At 62.9% G+C, this 19,569-nt stretch carries 17 protein-coding genes; 11 read left to right on the top strand and 6 right to left on the bottom strand.

Annotated features, from left to right (window positions below; genetic code table 11):
- Positions 1-3: 3 nt before the first annotated feature.
- From AC0L3O_RS24125 to AC0L3O_RS24080, 10 genes are all read left to right on the top strand, one after another.
- Complete coding sequence (locus AC0L3O_RS24125) at positions 4-1,116, top strand: ABC transporter ATP-binding protein (protein ID WP_473536494.1); 1,113 nt, start codon at positions 4-6, stop codon at positions 1,114-1,116.
- Positions 1,109-2,128 carry an ABC transporter ATP-binding protein gene (locus tag AC0L3O_RS24120; protein WP_023796724.1) on the top strand — a complete coding sequence of 340 codons (1,020 nt, stop codon included), beginning with the start codon at positions 1,109-1,111 and terminating at the stop codon, positions 2,126-2,128. The genes AC0L3O_RS24125 and AC0L3O_RS24120 overlap by 8 nt, the downstream gene beginning before the upstream one ends.
- A 65-nt stretch (positions 2,129-2,193) precedes the next feature.
- Positions 2,194-2,796, top strand: a complete 603-nt coding sequence (gene dhaL, locus AC0L3O_RS24115; RefSeq protein ID WP_023796725.1) for a dihydroxyacetone kinase subunit DhaL — start codon at positions 2,194-2,196, stop codon at positions 2,794-2,796.
- Positions 2,793-3,182 carry a dihydroxyacetone kinase phosphoryl donor subunit DhaM gene (dhaM, locus tag AC0L3O_RS24110; protein WP_027151568.1) on the top strand — a complete coding sequence of 130 codons (390 nt, stop codon included), beginning with the start codon at positions 2,793-2,795 and terminating at the stop codon, positions 3,180-3,182. The genes dhaL and dhaM overlap by 4 nt, the downstream gene beginning before the upstream one ends.
- A 21-nt stretch (positions 3,183-3,203) precedes the next feature.
- Entirely contained in the window at positions 3,204-3,506 is a 303-nt protein-coding gene (locus tag AC0L3O_RS24105; RefSeq protein WP_023796727.1) for an HPr family phosphocarrier protein, read from the top strand.
- Positions 3,490-5,076: a phosphoenolpyruvate--protein phosphotransferase gene (ptsP, locus tag AC0L3O_RS24100; protein WP_473536495.1), complete on the top strand. Its 1,587-nt coding sequence runs from the start codon at positions 3,490-3,492 to the stop codon at positions 5,074-5,076. Before AC0L3O_RS24105 ends, ptsP begins: the two co-directional genes overlap by 17 nt.
- 8 nt (positions 5,077-5,084) lie before the next feature.
- The gene (locus tag AC0L3O_RS24095) at positions 5,085-5,516 is read left to right on the top strand and encodes a hypothetical protein (RefSeq protein WP_023796729.1); all 432 of its coding nucleotides are present in this window, start codon (positions 5,085-5,087) and stop codon (positions 5,514-5,516) included.
- A gap of 35 nt (positions 5,517-5,551) precedes the next feature.
- Positions 5,552-6,538: a dihydroxyacetone kinase subunit DhaK gene (dhaK, locus tag AC0L3O_RS24090; protein ID WP_287171371.1), complete on the top strand. Its 987-nt coding sequence runs from the start codon at positions 5,552-5,554 to the stop codon at positions 6,536-6,538.
- Positions 6,539-6,735: 197 nt separating this feature from the next.
- Positions 6,736-8,643 (top strand): propionyl-CoA synthetase, encoded by a 1,908-nt coding sequence (locus AC0L3O_RS24085; protein WP_473536497.1) that lies wholly within the window; start codon positions 6,736-6,738, stop codon positions 8,641-8,643.
- Positions 8,644-8,777: 134 nt separating this feature from the next.
- Positions 8,778-9,860: an acyltransferase family protein gene (locus AC0L3O_RS24080; RefSeq protein ID WP_473536498.1), complete on the top strand. Its 1,083-nt coding sequence runs from the start codon at positions 8,778-8,780 to the stop codon at positions 9,858-9,860.
- Positions 9,861-10,158: 298 nt separating this feature from the next.
- On the opposite strand, the gene AC0L3O_RS24075 is transcribed toward AC0L3O_RS24080, so the two are convergent.
- The 6 genes from AC0L3O_RS24075 to AC0L3O_RS24050 all read right to left on the bottom strand — a co-directional run bounded on the left by AC0L3O_RS24075 (position 10,159) and on the right by AC0L3O_RS24050 (position 17,845).
- Entirely contained in the window at positions 10,159-12,540 is a 2,382-nt protein-coding gene (locus AC0L3O_RS24075) for a polysaccharide biosynthesis tyrosine autokinase (RefSeq protein WP_023796733.1), read from the bottom strand.
- Between the two features lie 251 nt (positions 12,541-12,791).
- Positions 12,792-13,688, bottom strand: a complete 897-nt coding sequence (locus tag AC0L3O_RS24070) for a UTP--glucose-1-phosphate uridylyltransferase (RefSeq protein ID WP_023796734.1) — start codon at positions 13,686-13,688, stop codon at positions 12,792-12,794.
- A gap of 58 nt (positions 13,689-13,746) precedes the next feature.
- Positions 13,747-14,715 (bottom strand): glycosyltransferase family 2 protein, encoded by a 969-nt coding sequence (locus tag AC0L3O_RS24065; protein WP_473536499.1) that lies wholly within the window; start codon positions 14,713-14,715, stop codon positions 13,747-13,749.
- Positions 14,705-15,655, bottom strand: a complete 951-nt coding sequence (locus tag AC0L3O_RS24060; RefSeq protein ID WP_473616804.1) for a glycosyltransferase family 2 protein — start codon at positions 15,653-15,655, stop codon at positions 14,705-14,707. Before AC0L3O_RS24060 ends, AC0L3O_RS24065 begins: the two co-directional genes overlap by 11 nt.
- On the bottom strand, positions 15,655-16,647 hold the full coding sequence (locus tag AC0L3O_RS24055) for a glycosyltransferase family 2 protein (protein WP_473536512.1): 993 nt from the start codon (positions 16,645-16,647) through the stop codon (positions 15,655-15,657). Before AC0L3O_RS24055 ends, AC0L3O_RS24060 begins: the two co-directional genes overlap by 1 nt.
- Before the next feature lie 28 nt (positions 16,648-16,675).
- Entirely contained in the window at positions 16,676-17,845 is a 1,170-nt protein-coding gene (locus tag AC0L3O_RS24050; protein WP_473536500.1) for a glycosyltransferase family protein, read from the bottom strand.
- Between the two features lie 191 nt (positions 17,846-18,036).
- Between AC0L3O_RS24050 and AC0L3O_RS24045 the strand changes: the two genes are divergently transcribed.
- On the top strand, positions 18,037-19,566 hold the full coding sequence (locus tag AC0L3O_RS24045; protein ID WP_473536501.1) for a lipopolysaccharide biosynthesis protein: 1,530 nt from the start codon (positions 18,037-18,039) through the stop codon (positions 19,564-19,566).
- Positions 19,567-19,569: the final 3 nt, after the last annotated feature.

Raw genomic sequence — 19,569 nt, 5'->3', positions numbered from 1 at the left:
ACGATGGCGGAGATCAGGGTCGAGCATCTGAGAAAGGCATTCGGCGATTTCGTCGCCGTGCAGGATTCCAACTTCGTCGTCGGGGATGGCGAGTTCTTCGTCATGCTGGGGCCGTCGGGTTGCGGCAAGACGACGACGTTGCGCATGATTGCCGGGCTCGAACTGCCGACCGGCGGCAAGATCCTGCTCGGTGGCGAGGACGTTACCATGCGGCGTGCCCGCGAGCGCGACATCGCCTTCGTCTTCCAGCTGTTCGCGCTCTATCCGCATATGAACGTGCGCAAGAACATCGGCTTCCCGCTGCTGGCGCAGGGCACGCCAGGCATCGAAATCCGCCGGCGCGTCGAAGAGACGGCGAAGCTGTTGCGCATCGACCATCTGCTCAACAAATCGGTCTCCGGTCTTGCCGGCGGCGATCGCCAGCGCGTGGCGCTCGGCCGCGCCATCGTGCGGCGGCCAAAATGCTTCCTGATGGACGAGCCGCTCGGCACGCTCGACACCGAATTCCGCGATCTCATGGTGCATGAACTGCGCGAACTGCACAACCGCATCCACGCCACCACGGTCTATGTCACGCATGACCAGATGGAAGCGATGTCGATGGCCGACAAGATCGCGGTTATGAACCACGGCGTAATCGAGCAGTTCGGCATGCCGCGCGAAATCTATGACCGGCCGGCGACAATGTTCGTCGCCGATTTCATCGGCTCGCCGCCGATGAATTTTCTCGGCTTCGGCGGCGGGCTTTCAAAGGGCGCCAAGGAGATTTTGGTGCAAGGCGCCAAGGTGGCAGTGCCGGAGGTGCGCGAGGACATCGCGCCGGCCGACATGGCGCTCGGCATCCGACCGGAACACATCCGCTTCGACGACGCTTCGAAGCTGCGCGGCGCCATCTATAGCACCGAGTATCTCGGCACCACGCAGATCGTTGCGGTGGAGACATCCGGCGGCATCATCAAGGCGCGGGTGCCGGCCGAAATCCGGCTCAATGCGGGCGACCATGTCGGCCTGGCGCTGAGCAGCGCACGGCTGTCGCTGTTCGAGAAGGGCTCCGGCCGCGCGGTGCGAACCGCAATCCATGACGGGGCGTCCCAGGGAAGAGCGCATCATGGCTGACGTGCAGATCAAAGGCGTGACCAAGAGCTTCGGCGAACATGTCGCCGTGGACACTCTCGATCTGCACGTCGCCGACGGCGAATTCGTCGTGCTGCTCGGCCCGACCGGGGCCGGCAAGACGACGACGCTCAGACTTATCGCCGGATTGGAACGGCCGGATACGGGCTCGATCCATATCGGCGGCCGCGATGCGACAATGTTGTCGCCGGCCGAGCGCGACACGGCCTTCGTCTTCCAGCAATATTCGCTTTATCCGCATCTGTCGGTCTTCGACAATTTGGCCTTTCCGCTGCGCTCGCCTGCGCGGCGGCTGAGCGAGGACTCGGTGCGCCGCCGCGTCGAGGATGTGGCCAAGATGGTGCGTATCCACCACAAGCTGAACAACCGCTCCACCAAACTTTCCGGCGGCGAGATGCAGCGCGTCGCCATCGGGCGCGCGTTGGTGCGCAAGCCCTCGATCTATCTGATGGACGAGCCGCTGTCGTCGCTCGATGCCAAGCTGCGCGCCGATCTCCGGCTCGAACTGAAGCGCATCCAGGCCGAGGTCGGCGCCACCATGCTTTATGTCACGCACGACCAGATCGAAGCGATGACGATGGCCGATCGCATCGGCATTCTCGCCGACGGCGTGCTGGCGCAGATCGGCACGCCACGCACCATCTACTCGGAGCCGGCAAACGTTCATGTAGCCGCAAGGCTCGGCCAGCCGGCGATCAATCTGCTGCCGACCGGCCTGCTGCCGGATGGCGACATGCCGGCGGGAACCAAAACGATCGGCGCGCGTACAGAACATCTGTCGATCGGCAAGGCATCGAATGGCCCCGCCGACGGCGTTGTTAACTGGGTCGAGCATCTGGGCGACCAGAACCACCTGCATGTGACGGTGGGAAGCAGAAAGCTGGTGACGCTGACCGAACCCGACATCCAATTGGAAAAAGGCGACAGGGTGATTATCCGCTACCGGGCGCCGCTGTTCTTCGACCAGGCCGGAAACAGGATTGCAAACCGATGAGCCCCGGGACATTGGAAAAGAACGGGATACTGGACAAGACTGCGACACTGGACAAGACCGGGACGATGGACAAGCTTGACCTGAAGACGCTGATATCAGTCACCGCCGACACGATTGCCGCTCACGCCGAAGAGCTGACTAAGCTCGACCAGGCAATTGGCGACGGCGACCATGGGCTGAACATGAAGCGCGGCTTCGAGGCAGTGCGCGCCGAGGCGGACACGTTCGCGACAAAGCCGCTGCCGGACGCTCTGAAGGCGATCGGCACCAAGCTGGTAATGACCGTCGGCGGGGCTTCGGGCCCCTTGTTCGGGACGCTGTTCATGGCGCTCGGCAAGGAAATTTCCGTAGAGCCGGATCGCGCCAACCTGATGTCGGCGTTCGGCAAGGCGATCGAGGCGGTGGCAGCCAGGGGCAAGTCGCAGGTCGGGCAGAAGACCATGCTCGACGTGCTGCAACCGGTGCATGACGCCCTGCTGCAGGGAAAGACCGGATCGGAAATCGCCGATGTCGCGGACAGTGCTGCCGATGCCACCGTGCCGATGAAGGCCTTGCGCGGGCGCGCCTCGTTTCTCGGCGACCGCTCCATCGGCCATATGGATGCCGGGGCACGCTCGACCGCGCTTCTGGTGCGGGCTGTCACCGAGACCATCGAGGGGCAAGCATGAGCAATGTCGGCATCGTCATCGTATCGCATTCACCGCTGGTCGCCGAGGGCACGGCCGACATGGTGCGCCAGATGGTCGGCGACGAAGTGCCGCTTGCATGGTGCGGCGGAAACGGCCATGGCGGGCTGGGAACCAATGTCGAGGCGATCATGGGCGCGATCGACAAGGCCTGGTCGGAGGCAGGTGTCGCTATACTTGTCGATCTTGGCGGCGCCGAAACCAACAGCGAGATGGCGGTCGAGATGATCGGCGAGCCGCGCGCGCACAAGATCATCGTCTGCAACGCGCCGATCGTCGAGGGCGCGGTGATGGCGGCGACGGAGGCGTCCGGCGGCGCCTCGCTCAGGGAAGTGGTGGCGACGGCACACGAATTGTCGCCATCGTGAATGAACAGGAATTTTGACTCAATGTCCGCATCCGCAGAAGCCACCGTTCTGATCACCCATGAGGTCGGCCTGCATGCGCGCCCTTCGGTGAAATTCACCAAGCTCGCCAAGACGTTTTCGGCCGAAGTCGAAGTTGCGCTCGCCGCCAACGGTCCTTGGTTCGACGCCAAGAGCATCGTCAAGGTGATGGCGGCCAAGGCGCCGAAAGGCACGGTGCTGCATATCAGAGCCAAGGGCGACGGTGCCGGCGAGGCGGTCGGCGCGCTCGTCGAACTGGTGCGGCGCGACTTCGACGAGGGCGTGGACCATGCCCGAACCGCTTAAGCTGCAGGGGATCCCGGCTTCGGCCGGCTATGCCGAAGGGCCGCTGTTCAACCTCGACCCGGTCGTCGCGCGCTATAAAGGTAAAGCGACCGCCGCTGACGAGAGGCTCGCGCTCGAAACGGCAATCGGCACAGCGACAGGCCGGCTTGCCAAGCTGATCCAGGCAACCGACGGCGATGCCGCCGACATTCTCGAATTCCAGCTCGCCATGCTGGAGGACGATGCGCTGACCGGCCCGGCCTTTGCCGCGATTGCCGCCGGCCAGCCGGCCGATGCGGCATGGCGGCAGGCGCTTGACGCCGAAATTGTCGGCTATGAAACGTCGGATCAGGATTATTTCCGGGCACGCGCCGCCGACATGCGCGACATCAGAGACCAGGTGCTTCGCGCGCTGACAGCGGACAGCGCGGCTGCCGCGCCGACAGGCGCCATCTTCTACGGCGAGGACATCGCGCCGACGCGCTTTCTCGAAACCGACTGGAGCGCCGGCGGCGGCATTGCGCTGAAGGCGGGCAGTACCGCCAGCCACGTCGCCATGCTGGCGCGCTCGCGCGGCGTGCCTATGATCGTGGGGCTCGGTGCTTCGCCGGCTGATCTTGCCGGCGTCGCCCTGCTCGATGCCGAGCACGGCGGCATCGTGTTGAGGCCAACAAGGGCAGAGGTCGAGGCGTTCCGGCAATCGTCGTCGTCTTTCGCGGCACGTCGCGACAGGGCGGAAACTTTTTTGGCTCGGCCGGCGGTGACGAAAGCCGGCACTGCGGTGCGGGTGCAGGTCAACATCGCCGATCCGTCCGATGTCGACGGTATCGATGTCTCGACCTGCGATGGCGTCGGGCTGATGCGGACCGAGTTCCTGTTCGGCAAGACGCTGCCGGACGAGGAATCGCAGTATCGCGCCTACCGCAAGGTGCTCGAATGGGCCGGCGACAGACCGGTGACCATCCGCACCATCGACGCCGGCGGCGACAAGCCGGTGCCGGGTTTCACCGTCGAGGCGGGTAATCCGTTTCTCGGCCTGCGCGGCATCAGGCTATCGCTGGCGAGACCGGAGGTTTTTCGGGTGCAGATCAGGGCGCTGCTGCGCGCCGCCTTGCATGGCAATCTCAAGGTGATGTTCCCGATGGTCGCCGTGTGGGACGAGTATCAGCGAGCAGCCGCGCTCTTCGCCGAAGAGCAGGCCGCGCTTGCCGCGCGCGGCGTCGCGCAAAAAATGCCGCCGCTCGGCATCATGGTCGAGGTGCCGTCGGTGGCGATCGCTCCTGAGGCGTTTGCCGAGGTCGCCTTCTTCTCGATCGGCTCGAACGACCTGACCCAGTATGTGATGGCGGCGGCGCGCGACAATGCCTCGGTCGCGCATCTCAATTCGATCAGGAACCCGGCCGTGCTTCGGCTGATCGCCTCGGTTGCGGCGTTCGGCCGCGCGCAAAAGATTCCGGTCAGCCTGTGCGGCGACGCCGGCGGCGATCCTGCGGCGATCCCGGCGCTGATTGAGGCCGGTCTGCGCGACCTTTCCGTGGTTCCCGCCCAGCTCGCAATGGCCAAGGTGGCCATTGCGGACGTCTCGATCTAGGCACCGGCATGGCCGAAACCAAGAAGACGCCTGAAGCCGGTTCCGAAGAGGCGATCCGCGCCTATAAGACGATCCTGTCGCAGGTCCTCGACCAGCGCCCGTCCGGCATGCGCCAGCGCCTCGCCGACGCGTTGGGCAAGCATCGCAGCTTCGTCACCCAGATTTCCAGTCCGGCCTACTCGATCCCGATCCCGTCAAAACATTTGCCGGCTATTTTCGCCGTCTGCCATTTCAGCCCGGCCGAACGCGACCATTTTCTTGCCGCCTACCATCAGGCGCATCCGGGAAAAATGTCGCTGGCATCCGGCATGCGCAAGACGCGGCATGTTTCGCTGATCGTTCCCGATTTCGGCGACGACAAACAGAACGCGGCGCTCGACAGGGCGGTCAACGATTTCATCCAGAAGATCACCAGCATTGCCGGCAAGGGCGGGACATAGTCGCGCCACGTTCAGCTATTTCGGGAGAGACGGCCATGAAGAAGTTTCTGAATTCTGTGGACACGGTGCTGACCGAAAGCCTCGACGGCTTCGTTGCCGCCCATGCCGACATCCTTGTGCTTGGCGACGAGCATAAATTCGTGCGCCGCAGGACACTCAAGCCCGGCAAGGTAGCGCTGATTTCCGGGGGCGGCTCTGGCCACGAGCCGCTGCATGGCGGGCTGGTCGGGCATGGCATGCTGGATGCCGCCTGCCCCGGCCAGGTGTTCACCTCGCCGACGCCGGACCAGATGATGGCGGCCGCGGAGGCGGTCAACACCGGTGCCGGCTGCCTGTTCATCGTCAAGAACTACGAGGGCGACGTGATGAATTTCGACATGGCTGCTGAAATGTCGGAGGGTGTGATGCAAGTGGTGACCAATGACGACGTCGCGGTCGAGAACTCCTCCTACACCACTGGCCGACGCGGCGTTGCCGGCACGCTGGTGGTCGAGAAGATCCTCGGCGCCGCGGCCGAGCAAGGCATGGCGCTGAAGCCGTTGAAGGCGCTTGGCGAACGCATCAATGGCGCGACGCGCTCGATGGGCGTTGCGCTGACCAGTTGCACCGTACCGGCCGCCGGCAGGCCGACCTTCGATATCGGCGACGGCGAGATGGAATTCGGCGTCGGCATCCATGGCGAACCCGGCCGCCGCCGCGACACATTGAAGAGCGCCGACGCCATCGCCGAGGAGATCTGCGCGGCGATATCAGGCGATCTGGGTGACAGAGCAAAAGGCCCGGCGCTGCTTTTCGTCAACGGCTTCGGCGGCACGCCGCTGATGGAGCTCTACCTGATGTACAACAGCGCCCGGAAAATCTTCGAGAAAAACGGCGTGACGGTCGCCCGTTCGCTGGTCGGGTCCTATGTGACATCGCTCGACATGGCCGGCTGCTCGATCACGCTGACCATGCTCGACGACGAGACGACCGCATTGTGGGACGCACCGGTGCATACGGCTGCCCTGCGCCGGGGGATGTAGCACGGCCAACACCGCGCCACGGCTATAGGAACAGTATTAAGCAAGCAGGCGCTTTCTACGACCTGGCCGGTTGCGGCGATAAAGCGGCGGTCACGTCCATTTCGACCAAAGCGAGGTCGCCAAGACGAATTTGCACGTGCTTGCAAAAACAGCATACGCTATTTCCAAGGACAGAAACATTCCTGGGAGAAAGCTGGATGGCGTCACGCTACCACGAGGTCTATGACGGCTGGAAACGCGATCCGGAAAAATTCTGGGCGGATGCGGCCAAGGCCATCGACTGGTTCTCGCCGTTCGAAACGGTCTTCGATGCGAATGCCGGCGTCTATGGGCGCTGGTTTGGCGGCGCCTCCTGCAACACCTGCTTCAACGCCGTCGACCGCCACGTGGCGGGTGGCCGCGCCGATCAGATCGCGCTGATCCATGACAGCGCGATTTCCGGCACGGTCAGGAAATTCACCTATGCCGAATTGAAACGCGAGGTGGTCGCGCTGACGTCGGTGCTGAAGAACCGCGGCGTCCAAAAAGGCGATCGGGTCATCATCTACATGCCGATGGTGGCGGAAGCTGCGTTTGCCATGCTTGCCTGCGCCCGTATCGGCGCCGTACATTCGGTCGTCTTCGGCGGCTTTGCTTCGCACGAGCTCGCCACACGCATCGACGACGCCAGACCGAAGCTGATCATTTCCGCCTCTTGCGGCCTGGAGCCCGGGCGCGTCGTCGCCTACAAGCCGCTGCTCGACAAGGCGATCGAGATGTCGCGGCACAAGCCCGAAGCCTGCCTCATCCTGCAGCGCGATCAGCTGCGCTGCGAGCTAGAGGAGAACCATGACATCGACTATGCCGACGCCGTCGCCCGCGAGCGGGCCGCGGGCGCCAATGTCGACTGCGTTCCGGTGCTCGCCACCGACCCGCTCTACATCATCTACACGTCCGGAACGACCGGCCAGCCCAAGGGCATCGTGCGCGACAATGGCGGCCACATGGTTGCGCTGAAATGGTCGATGGAGAACGAGTTCGGCGTCAAGCCGGGTGAGGTGTTCTGGGCGGCTTCCGACGTCGGCTGGGTGGTCGGCCATTCCTACATCGTCTACGGCCCGCTGCTGCATGGCTGCACGACCGTCCTGTTCGAGGGCAAGCCGGTCGGCACGCCCGACGCCGGCACCTACTGGCGGGTGATATCAGAGCATAGCGTGGTCGCGCTGTTCACCGCGCCGACCGCATTCCGCGCCATCAAGGGACAGGACCCCAAGGGCGAATTCGTCCCGAAATACGACCTGTCGAAATTCCGCACGCTGTTCCTCGCCGGCGAGCGCGCCGATCCGGAAACCATCAAATGGGCCGAGCAGAAATTGAACGTGCCGGTAATCGACCATTGGTGGCAGACCGAGACGGGCTCGCCGATGACGATCAACCCAGCCGGATTAGGGCTACTGCCGGTGAAATACGGCTCGCCCGGGGTGCCGATGCCCGGCTACGATATCCGTGTGCTCGACGATGCCGGCCACGAAGTGCCGCGCGGCACGTTGGGCAATGTCGTGGTCAAGCTGCCGCTGCCGGCCGGCTGCCTGCCGACGCTGTGGAATGCCGATGACCGGTTTCGCCAAGCCTATCTCGAGGAATTCCCCGGCTTCTACAAGACGGCGGATGCCGGCATGATGGACGAGGACGGCTATTTGTTCGTGATGGCCCGCACCGACGACATCATCAATGTCGCCGGCCACCGGCTGTCGACCGGCGCCATGGAGGAGGTGCTGGCCGCGCATCCGGACGTTGCCGAGTGCGCTGTCGTCGGCATTGCCGACGCTATGAAGGGCCAGGTTCCGCTCGGGTTCGTCGTGCTGAATGCCGGTGTCACGCGTGACAGCGGCACTATTGAGACCGAGGTGGTCACGCTGGTGCGCGAGCGGATCGGCCCGGTCGCCGCCTTCAAGACGGTGGTCACGATCAAGCGCCTGCCCAAGACGCGCTCCGGCAAAATCCTGCGCGGCACCATGCAGAAGATTGCCGACAAGGAAGACTGGACAATGCCAGCGACCATCGACGATCCGGTCATTCTCGACGAAATCACCGCGGCGCTGAAGGGACGCGGAATCGGGCTTTAGCTGCTTTCGGAGCGCGGCAGGCGGATCGCGGCTTCGGACGAATTCACGAATTCATCCTGCACTGCAATCGTCTGTTGTGCAATGCAGCAATTGCCCTTAAACCTTTGCGTGGGGGGCCATTCCGAAGGCACGGCATGGCTCAGCAAAAAACAACATTCGGCGGCGTCGACATCCTGCGTTTTGTCGCCGCTGTCCTCGTGATGGTCTACCACTACGGCTTCTGGGTGTGGGCGTTCCCCGAGGGCGTTTCGGCGCGTGCGACGGGCGGCATCCCGCCGCATCCGGAAATAGGCGGACTGGTCCAATTCGGATGGGTCGGCGTCCAGATATTCTTCGTCATCAGCGGCTTCGTCATCGCCTTCAGCGCCGAGCATTCCACACCGCTGCGGTTTTTCGAGGCAAGGGTGAAACGATTGGCGCCGGCCGCCTGGATCTGCGCACCAGTCACCGCGATGGTGCTGCTTCTCGTCGATCTCAGTTGGCCGACGGACGCTGTCACCACGCTCATACGCACCGCCCTGTTCGTTCCGTTCAACCCCTGGGTCGACAGCGTCTACTGGACGCTTGGCATCGAGATCGCCTTTTACGCCGTCGTCTGGATCCTGCTGCGGCTCGGCCGCTTCGACCTGATGGAAGCGGTGGCAGTTGCGCTCGGCGCGATCAGCACGCTTTTCTGGTGCCTGTACTATCCATTCGACTGGACGGACCTTGCCGAGGCGCGCTGGCTCGACCTGCTCCTGGTGCATCACGGATGTTTTTTCGCGACAGGTGTGCTGTTCTGGCTGATGCGTTTCAAGGCAGTGACGCCCGCCCGCCTTGTCTTCTGCGCCTCGTTCCTGGCTGGCGGCGTGCTGCAGATCATAAGTGCTGTCGACGTCCGCAGCATCAAGGTCGAAGCCGCGATGCCCTACGGGCCGCCGATCGTCCTGTTCCTCGCTGCCATGGCGCTGATGGCGTGGTCGTTACGGCTCGACCTGTCCTGGCGCGGCTGGCGCCGGATCGGCCTGATGACCTACCCTCTCTATCTGATCCATAATGTCGTCGGCGCAGCCATTCTCGGCGCCTTGATGCGTGCGGGAGTGCCATACCTGCTTTCGGTGGTCATCGTCGGGGCGACCATGATCGCCGCGAGCTGGCTGATTGCGATCGAGGCCGAACCGCGCATCCGGCTTCTGCTCGACCACACCATCTTCCGCTACCGTCTCAAGGCGGCGTAACGCGCCAGCGTTGTCACGCCGGTTCCTGGCTGCAAACGTCCTACGGTGGAATGTCCGGCACAAAGCAGGGTGCGAACGCTTTTGCGCGACCCGTCGCGGCTCGGCGACCTGATCAAGCGAGGAAATCGACCGGCACCCTAAGGAACGTCATTCGCCACCGACCCTACCGGCTCGTGCACAGGCTGCCTGTCATGGTCTGTTCGAGGGGCATTCGTCTTCGCTCACGACGGCCTCGGCCCGGTATCGGCCTGACGGCGCAAGACGACGATCTGCTCAATATCGGTCCTACAGACCGGCCTCAGCTGTTCACCTTCGTCCGCGCTTCCGACTTCTCCAGATAGTATGACGAATATCTGTCGAAGAATTTTTCCGAGCCGCCGATCGATCCATACTTCGCCAGCTTCTTCAAATCGACCTTGTTGAGGACGACGCCGACGATCTTGTTGGCGATATAGGATTCCGAACTCAATATGGATTGCACCATCGCACGCGGCGTGCGCCCCCACTCGGTCACGAGCACGAAGCCGTCGGCAAGCGGCGCAAAGGCCTTGGCATCAACCACGGGGCCGAGCGGCGGCAGATCGACGACGATGTACTGGAAGGTCTCCTTGGCATTGTCGATGAAACGCCGCATCCCGGCCGACGACAGAAGCTCGCTTGTGTGCGAGAAATGACCGCGCGGCACGGCGGGGACGATCGCCAGCTTGGTCTGCCGGTCGATCTTGCCGACGGACTGCCAGGTCTGCCCGCTCACCACCGCTTCCATCAGGCCTTGCTCGGCTTCCATGCCAAGGCTGCGGCTGAGGCCGGGGTTACGCAGGTCGCCGTCCACCAGCAGCGTTTTCGACCCGTTGGCGGCAAGCAATCCGGCCAGATTCGCCGCCACGGTCGACTTGCCCTCGCCGGGAAGGACCGAGATTACGCCGATGACCCGGCTGCCCTGCCCTTCCATCACCACGTCGAAGGCAATCTTGGCGCTGCGCAGCGTCTCGGAAAACATCGATGCCGGGGCGTCGATGCTCACCCGCATGCGCGCGCGTCTTTCAGCCGCCGACGCTGATTGGGCGGTTTTGATATCCGCCTGACCGTCATCGCGCTTGTCGTCCTTGGCGACCTTGCTGCCAATGATCGGCAGGTAGCCAAGGAATTTGAGGCCGACGCGATCGCGAACGTCTTCGCCGGTCCTGAAGAACCGCTCCCTGAACTCATTCAGGCCACCAACCCCGGCTCCCAACATCACGCCAAGCACGAGCGAAAGTCCCAGCACTATGGACGTGCGCGGGGTTGCCGCGGACTTCGGCAGCGTCGCGTCCGAGATGACGCGGATCTTGCCGACCGGGAAGGACTGCTGCTGGGAGGCTTCCTCGTAGCGGCCAAGGAACGTTTGATAGAGCGTCGAGAGCGCCGTTGCCTTCTGCTCCAGTTCGCGCAGCTTGACCTGCGACTGGTTGTCGATGGAACTCTTGCCAGCCGCTAACGCGACATTTGCACGGAGCGCCGTCTCGCGCGCGAGAGCGACTTCGTATTCGTTGCGGTAGCTTTCGGTCAATTGCTTCAGCTCGCCGAATATCTGCGCCGATATGTCGGCCCTTTCCTTGGCAAGTGCGACCGCCTGGGGATGCTCAGCCCCGAAATTGGCTTCGATATCCTGCTGCCGCTTGGCGACAGTGAGATAGCGGGTCTTGAGCGTTGAAATGATCGAGTTGCTCGGCTGGTCGGCGGATATCGCGGCGTCCCTGAATGCGTTGTCCGAACCGCTTTCGACGATCGACTTGTATTGCTGGTAGCGGGCGCTGGCGCGGGCGGTGTCGGCCTGCGCCTCAATGAGCTGGCCATTGAGGTCCGACAGTTGCTTGTCACTGATCAACTGGCCGTCATCGACGGCCAGCCCATGTTCGGCCCTGAACTTCTCGACGGCGAGCGCCGCTGCCTGGGAGCTTTCGCGAAGCTCCGTCAGCCGACCTTGCAGCCAGACCGCCGCCCGCTCGGTCGCATCGAAGCTCGCATCGAGCTGATCGGCGAGATAGGCGTCGGCATAGGCTTTGGTAACCGCGGTCGCAAGTGCGGGGTCCGTGGCCTGGTAGGCGATGGAGATCACATAGCTTCGACCGATGCGCTCGGCTTGCACCTCGTCCTGCAGTTTGAGGATTGCGTAATCGCGCCGCGACGAGGCAATCATCGCGTCACGCGTCGCCGGGTCAAGCTGAGTAACGTCGGCCGTACCCACGGCGGGATTGGGACGGAAATACCGGACCACGCCGCGCACAAAACCGGCAGCCTTCGACACGGCCGACGTCGGAGGGTTCATGAAAGCGTCGTTCTGATCGAGCTTCTGCTTGTCGACGACCACCGCCGCCAGTCTCGCCGAGTGGAGTATTTCGATCTGGCTCAAAATGGCGGAGTCGGTCTGCATGCTGACCGACGCCGCCGAGACCTCGTCGACGACCTTATTCAACCCTTCGTCGATCAGCACACGGCTCGTCGCCATGTAGGTGGGAGGCGTGGTCTGCAAATAGAGCACGCCCAGAAAAAGACCGATGGCAGCGCATGCCGCAACCACCTTTGCCTGCCTTGCTGCCATGCCGAGCAGGCGCTCGACATCGATGAAATCGTCGGCGCTGACTGGGTCCGAACTCGGCAATGGTTTCCTCTTGTCGAGAGGAAAATTGGCATAATTCATCTTCGGTCCAATTCAAGTTTGCATCTAGAGCGGCGGTCTCTCAAGTCGAACGCGCCGCCGCTCTATTTTTGTTTGAGCCTCGGAAACCCTGTCTCCACTCGGGTCCGCTGCTCTCGTTTGCAGGCGCTAGAGCGGGAGCATCAGCATATGCCCAACGCAAGCTTCATGCCAGCCACCGCGAGACCTGGGCAGTCAAACATATCGGCATGTCTTGCGTCACCATTCATATGCTTGCTCCCAAAAAATGGGCTTTATGCGGCTTCCACCCGGCGCTCATGCAACCGGACGAACTCCTGAAGCATCTCGAAGATCGGTCCCTTCATGTCGTCGCGCGCCAGCGCGAAGGCGACATTGGCCTGGATGAACCCTTCCTTCGAGCCACAATCGAACATCCGGCCGTTGAAGGGCTGCGCGAAGAAAGCCTGGCTTTGCGCAAGGCGGACCATGGCGTCGGTCAGTTGGATCTCATTGCCGGCGCCGCGCTGCTGATTGCCGAGCAGCCCGAATATTTCAGGCTGCAGGATATAGCGGCCGTTGATGTAGTAGTTCGACGGCGCATTCGCCGGAGCCGGCTTTTCGACCATGGCGGTGACCTCGAAGCCCGAGCCGACATCGGCGCCGCAGCCGACGATGCCGTATTTGCTGGTCTCGGTCGGGTCGCAGCGCTCGACGGCGATGACGTTTCCGCCGGTCTGCGCATAGAGGTCCGCAATTTCAGCGAGACATCCGCGGCCGCCGAAGGACACCATGTCCGGTAACAGCAATGCGAAGGGCTCGTCGCCGATGACTTCCCGGGCGCACCATACCGCATGGCCCAGACCTTGCGGTGACTGCTGCCGAATGAAGCTCGTCGCACCAGCCACGGGAAGCAGGCTTTCCAGCGCCTGAAGCTGCGCCGTCTTGCCGGTTTGCTCCAAAGTTCCGATCAATTCTGGATGCAGGTCGAAATAATCTTCGATGACCGCCTTGTTGCGGCCCGTCACGAAGACAATGTGCTCGATGCCGGCTTCGAACGCCTCGTCCACCGCATATTGCACGACAGGCCTGTCGACGACCGGCAGCATTTCCTTCGGCATCGACTTGGTCGCCGGCAGGAATCGCGTTCCAAGCCCCGCTACCGGTATGACTGCCTTCCTGACTTTCTTCATTGCATATTCCTTCTGAGGAGATCGACTTCAACCTGTCGCAGGCCGCGAAAACTATTTTTCAGCTGCCTGCACCCTTCACCTCCCCCGCACCCACGGCAAATTGCGCCGCGACCCTTCGCAGCCGAACGGCGATCGGCATGCCCATATGCCAAACCGCCGCCGGATCGCTGAGCGCCGTCCACACCGCCTTGAGTGGGGATCGCGCCTTGATGTGCTGGACCAGAGAAAGGAACGACGCCGCCTTGCGCAGGCTGCGCGTGCGCCTTGCGAAAGCGGCTGCGGCCTTTGCGTCCATCGAATGGGTTCTGGCGAAAACGAGGTCGGCCTTACGCATCGCCTCGACGTGATGAGGTTCGAGCACGCGGGAAATGGAGCCGGTCCGGATATGGTAGACATAACCGGTCGTCGGCTCGACCACGCACTTGCCGCCCTTGGCCAGAGCACTGGCCAGCAAGATGTAGTCCTCGCCGATGATCAGGCTTTCGTCATAGCGAAGCCCGTTTTCGTTCAGAAACCGGCGCTGGAAGATCGGTTTGAGATAGCCGAGATTGAACCTGGATTCGAAGACCACATTGCCACCAATATAGTCCGCCAGCGAGATTTCACTCAAACCCTTGAGATAGTCGGCAGGGAACATCGTCTCTTCGGCAACACCGTCCTCGCGAACCACCTGGAGATTGTCGACTGCGAGCTCGGCGCCCGCTTTCTCGGCGCGGTCAATCATGGTGCAGATCCGCCCGGGATAGACCGCGTCGTCGGAATCGAGGACCGCCACCCACCTGCCGCGGGCAAGCTCAAGGCCGACATTCCTGGCGCCGCCTGGACCGCGGTTTTGCTCAAGTGCGACGACGCGGACGATGTCTTCGGAGTAGGATCGCGCCAGATCGAGCGTCCGGTCGCGCGACTGGTCGTCGACGACTATCACCTCCACGCTCACATCGCGCTGGGCGATGGCGCTGGCGATCGCCCGCTCGATGGTCAGCTCCGAATTGTAGGCGGCAATGACAAAGGTGACGTCAGGCTGCACGCTTGCCCCCTTCCTGCGGCGAGGGCAGGCCGTATTGGCAGATTTCACGCACGCCGACAAGACCGCTCACGACGCCGACATGCATGATGCCGCGAAGCACGCTGCGGTTCCTGCGCACGGGACTGATGGCGACCGGGATTGCCGATGCGAAACAAAAAACCGCCTTTGCCGAGGCGAGGCCGACTTGCCTGACCAGCGCGAGGCCATGCGCGTCGCGCCCCAGCAGGTGCCCATGCGTCTGCCCGACGCGGAACCGGCGGCGACGGAGCCAGTCGAAGGCCGCCCTGGCGCGCGGCACCACTTCATCGACCCAGGCCTGCGGCGAAAAGGCGATGCGACCGCCGGCCTTGACCATGTGGTCGAAGAATTCGGTGTCCTCGCCGCCGGTCTGGCCACGCGCCAGGCTGAATCGCCGGCCGCGGAGGCTGTCGGCGCCCATCCTGAGCAGGACGTTGCAGGTGTAGCCGGTGCGGATCTCGCCGCCCACCCAGACGGGCAGTGTGGAGTGAAAATCGCCGCGGCGCATCCAGTTGGGCGCATCCGGCCGATAGCGCGCCCGCACTGGCCCGAGCACGGCGGCAGCGCCACTCAAGTCCGCCGTTGCAACCAGTTCGACGAGCCATCTCGACGATGCCGTTTCGTCATCGTCGAGGAAGGCGACGAAATCCGCCGTGCTGGCGTCGAGGCAAGCATTGCGGGCGATCGAGATGTTGCGTGCCGGGCAATGACGATAGCTGATCGGCAGCTTCAGCGTCTCCGCCAGCGTCGCCACCAGCAGTTCGGCCGTTGGCCCGTCATCATTGTCGGCGACGATGACGCGGATGTCGAATCCCGAAGGCACGTCCAGGGCGGCTACCGAGCGAAGCGTGTCGGCAAGCTCCGGCCGCCTAAACGTGCAGACGCAGACGTCGACGCTGCGGTTTTTTTCGGCCACACCCATCACGCCACCCTTCTACGTTGCAATCGCGGTCCAAGCAGTTGCAGCCAGAAACCGACGGACCAGCCGAAATGCATGACCATCGCCGAAATCCCGGCAAGGGCGCTGTCCGGATTGCGCTGGCTGATCGCAATCCACACGCCATAGCCGAGACAAACCGACGCCCACACCAGAATCGGCATGACTGCCAGCCAATGCACGAAGAAAAAGGCAGAGAGAAGGACGACAGGGAACACCAGGAGCGGCACCATCTGCCGGACCTTCGGTATCATGCGGTGCTTGAGAACGTTCTTTGCCCGGCCGCGGCCATAGCCGAGATACTGGAAATAGAGGCCGGCGAGCGACGAGCGCGGGTAATAGATCATTTGCGTCTTGCCGCTCATCCAGATCCGGTAGCCGGCCTTGCGCAGCCGGTAGTCGAGCTCCGCATCCTCGTTATGGCTGAACGTCTCGTCATAGCCGCCCACCTCCTTGAACGCCGAAATCCGCATCAGCGCATGGTGACCGTGGTCGACCCACTCTCCCGCCGAGAGATGCCGGTGCTTGGAGCCGCCCGTGCCGAGCTTGGAATTCTGTGCAGCCGCAACCGCGTTCTGCACTGTGCCGCTGCCGCTGGTCAGCATCGAGACGACGACCGAATCGGCGCCGGTGGCCAGCGCCTCTTCGATCAGCCGATCGCAATAATCCGGAGGGTAGCCGCCATGCGCGTCGATGCGAATGAAATATTCAGCCCCATCGCCGTACCTGGCGATGGCGAGATTGATCGCCGCGCTCTGGAGGCGCTTTTCATTGTCAAGAAGGATGATCCTCGGATCCTTCCCGGCGATCTCCTCGACGATCGCCCTGGTGCCGTCCGTGCTACCGCCATCGGCAACGATGATCCGGGCGCCGAGCCTCTCGGCGGCCGGTCGAAGCTCGTGAACAAGCGCACCGATGTGAGCCGCTTCGTTCAGGCACGGAATCACGATCAGGTTGGACGGCATTTCGGTCTGCATCATCGGCCCATGTCCTTCCCTAGCCATCCTAAGCCAGTGCCTCGGCAGCATATGAACCGGGCGCGACCGTCAACCCGCGAAGCTTCTCGACGAGCGCCCGGCAATCGCTGCGATCGTGGCTCCAGATTCGCGGATTGCGAGCAAGAACACGCGCCCGCAATTTCCCGAAACGATGGTCCTCCAACTCGCCCAAGGCAGCCTCGAGTGCCTCGGGAGTGGCTTGAGGCAAGAGAACACCGATCCCCTGCTGGTCGAGGAACCGGCCGGTTTCGGTGTGGCCCATCGAGATCGGCACGGCGCCGAAGCGGCAGCCCTCGTAGAGGCGGTTGGGCAGCAGCCATTCAGAATTCAGCCCCTGCTCGAAAAAATCGATGGCCCAGGAAAAATGAACCTCACGGTAGATCGTCGCCATATCTTCGGGATTCCGATAGGGTCCGCCAAACGAGAGCCAGGGCTCAGATTCGACGAAACCGTGGAAATCCGGAAATTCGGAAAGCGCCGGACGGCCCCTGAGGATGATTTCGAAGCGGCCCTCGTGTCGCCGGGAAAATTCGGCCAGCAGTTCCAGGGAGCGGCGGCATCGGAGCGCGCCGAACCAGCCGATCCGCCAAGGCGGAGCGACGGGCTCCGCCGCCGTGCGATCATTCAGCGAAACCGCGGCAGGCTCGAAATATTTGTTTTCGAGCAGTTCGACCGGCGCGGCAATCTGCCCGAACGGCTTGAAATAGTTTGCGATGAAGGCCGGCGAACTGGTGACCAGCAGCTTTACATCCCTGGCCAGATAGCGCTCCGCGCCGCGCATCGCCTTGCCCAGAAAATCGTCGCGAAGCATCAGGCGATGGATGTCGAGACACTCATAGACGATCGGCACGGTTGCCTGGAATGCCGATTTGGCACGCCGGGCAAGCGCCAGCATTTCCAGATTGCGCGCGATGATGAGGTCGGGTCTGGGCATCGAACCGAGTTTCGACCCGATCGAAACCGCCGCCTTGGTGACCGCTGCCAGCCGCTGGGCGAATCGCCCATCGCGCGTTGCGCCAAGATCGATCGGATGCAAGCCCTCGACCTCGGCGATCGGGCTTGCTGACCGGCGAAAGCCTGCCAGTGTGACCTGGGCACCGCCTGCCTTGAGCATTATGATCCGCCGGCGCACTGCCGGATCGGAGACGTCGTGCACCAAGTACAAGACATGCAGCATGAAAAACTCGACCACTGTTGGCCCGCCCGAAAGAATCCTAGTACAGCTCGTGCTGCATCGCAACATTTTTGGTGCAGCGTAGCAAAAATCAATGTTTTTTGTTGCGCTGCAATATTATTGCCGTAGTTTGATGGTGGCATCGGGCACGGGTCGGGACTCCGGGACCGGCACGACAATCAGGGACCCTGAATTTGCAAGCCAATGCATTCGACCCGCCAGAGGGCTCTCTCCGCAGATCGGTCGGACGCGGCGCTATCATTACGGCTTTGGCGCAATCGGTGCGGGTTGCGACGCAGATCGTCTCCGTCATCGTGCTGTCGCGCCTGCTCTCGCCGCAGGACTTCGGCGTCGTGGCGATGTGCGCGCCTGTGCTGGCGTTCATCGCGCTGTTCCAGGATTTCGGCCTGACCCAGGCGACGGTTCAGAAAAGCGGAATCAAGCATGAAGAGGTCAATTACCTCTTCTGGGTCAATGTCGCGGTTAGCGCATTGCTCGCCTGCGTGCTTGCCGGCGCGGCGCCTCTGGTCGCCGCCTTCTATGGCGAACCGCGGGTGTCTGGTCTGGTGGCAGCACTCGGACTGCAGATCATAGCCTATGGGCTGGGCGCCCAGCATCTGGCGCTGCTGACACGCCGAATGCAGTTCGCCCGCTTGGCCATCATCGACGTCGCAAGCGCCATTGCCGGCCTTGCCGTATCGATCGCCTGGACTTTCATCGACCGTTCCTACTGGGCGCTTTTTGCCGGCACCCTGACAGCAGCCGTACTGCCCACGCTTTGCTACTGGGCAAACTCGCGATGGCGCCCCAGCCTGCCGCGCAAGGTCAACGGCATTAGCGAGCTGATCAATTTCGGCGCCGGCATCACCGGGTTCAACTTCGCCAACTTCTTTGCCCGAAATCTCGACAATGTGCTGATCGGAAAATACTGGGGCGAAGCGCAGCTTGGACTCTATGACCGCGCCTACAAGCTGCTTCTGTTTCCGTTGAGCCAGATCACCAATCCGCTGTCGAAGGTCATGGTGCCGGCTCTTTCCAGGCTGAAGGACGAGCCGGATCGCTACCGCAGCGCTTATCTTCGCGTCATGCCGCTGATATTGCTGGTCGCACTTCCGGGTGTCGCCTTCGCCATCGCCATGGCCGACGTGCTGATACCGTTCGTGCTCGGCGAGCAGTGGCGGCAGAGTTCCAGCATCTTCCTGGCGCTCGGTTTTGCCGGTCTGCTGCAGCCGCTCAACAACCCGGCGGGATGGCTTTTCATCAGCCAGGGCCGCTCGGGCGATTTCATGCGCTGGGGCATCATAACAGCCTTGACGTCGGTGCTGGCCTTCCTGATCGGCCTGCCCTATGGCGCGCTGGGCGTGGCGATCGCCTATGCGGTCAGCGAATATCTCAGAACGCCTTTTCTGTGGCTGTATATCGGAAAGACCGGGCCGCTGCGGGCAAGCCATATGCTTCGCGCGGCAACGCCCTTCGTGCTTGGCGCGCATCTGGCGCTTGCCGCGATCTGGTTCGCCAAGCCGTTGCTGCCGCAACAGCACATCGTCGCGATGGCGAGCGCGGTGGCGCTGTCCTACATGATCACGGTCATGACCGCGCTGGCGTTTGCTTCCGGCCGCGAGGCGTTGCGGGAGGCCCTAAAACTGCTGCCGGCGCGGGCGCCTAAGGCCGCACCAAGCGAGGCGAGTAACTTGCACGGACATCCATACGAGGACCAGGTCTGATCC

The organism is Mesorhizobium sp. WSM4810 (genome assembly GCF_055811235.1).
This window is presented reverse-complemented; position numbering and strand designations above follow the sequence as displayed.

Excerpts from the sequence above, each read along its gene's own strand:
- AC0L3O_RS24060 (WP_473616804.1), bottom strand. The coding sequence starts at position 15,655 with ATGGGTGTGGCCGAAAAAAACCGCAGCGTCGACGTCTGCGTCTGCACG.
- AC0L3O_RS24095 (WP_023796729.1), top strand. The coding sequence starts at position 5,085 with ATGGCCGAAACCAAGAAGACGCCTGAAGCCGGTTCCGAAGAGGCGATC.
- AC0L3O_RS24125 (WP_473536494.1), top strand. The coding sequence starts at position 4 with ATGGCGGAGATCAGGGTCGAGCATCTGAGAAAGGCATTCGGCGATTTC.
- AC0L3O_RS24070 (WP_023796734.1), bottom strand. The coding sequence starts at position 13,688 with ATGAAGAAAGTCAGGAAGGCAGTCATACCGGTAGCGGGGCTTGGAACG.
- AC0L3O_RS24075 (WP_023796733.1), bottom strand. The coding sequence starts at position 12,540 with ATGAATTATGCCAATTTTCCTCTCGACAAGAGGAAACCATTGCCGAGT.
- dhaK (WP_287171371.1), top strand. The coding sequence starts at position 5,552 with ATGAAGAAGTTTCTGAATTCTGTGGACACGGTGCTGACCGAAAGCCTC.
- AC0L3O_RS24080 (WP_473536498.1), top strand. The coding sequence starts at position 8,778 with ATGGCTCAGCAAAAAACAACATTCGGCGGCGTCGACATCCTGCGTTTT.
- ptsP (WP_473536495.1), top strand. The coding sequence starts at position 3,490 with ATGCCCGAACCGCTTAAGCTGCAGGGGATCCCGGCTTCGGCCGGCTAT.
- AC0L3O_RS24055 (WP_473536512.1), bottom strand. The coding sequence starts at position 16,647 with ATGCAGACCGAAATGCCGTCCAACCTGATCGTGATTCCGTGCCTGAAC.
- AC0L3O_RS24085 (WP_473536497.1), top strand. The coding sequence starts at position 6,736 with ATGGCGTCACGCTACCACGAGGTCTATGACGGCTGGAAACGCGATCCG.
- dhaL (WP_023796725.1), top strand. The coding sequence starts at position 2,194 with ATGGACAAGCTTGACCTGAAGACGCTGATATCAGTCACCGCCGACACG.
- AC0L3O_RS24120 (WP_023796724.1), top strand. The coding sequence starts at position 1,109 with ATGGCTGACGTGCAGATCAAAGGCGTGACCAAGAGCTTCGGCGAACAT.
- AC0L3O_RS24050 (WP_473536500.1), bottom strand. The coding sequence starts at position 17,845 with ATGCTGCATGTCTTGTACTTGGTGCACGACGTCTCCGATCCGGCAGTG.
- dhaM (WP_027151568.1), top strand. The coding sequence starts at position 2,793 with ATGAGCAATGTCGGCATCGTCATCGTATCGCATTCACCGCTGGTCGCC.
- AC0L3O_RS24105 (WP_023796727.1), top strand. The coding sequence starts at position 3,204 with ATGTCCGCATCCGCAGAAGCCACCGTTCTGATCACCCATGAGGTCGGC.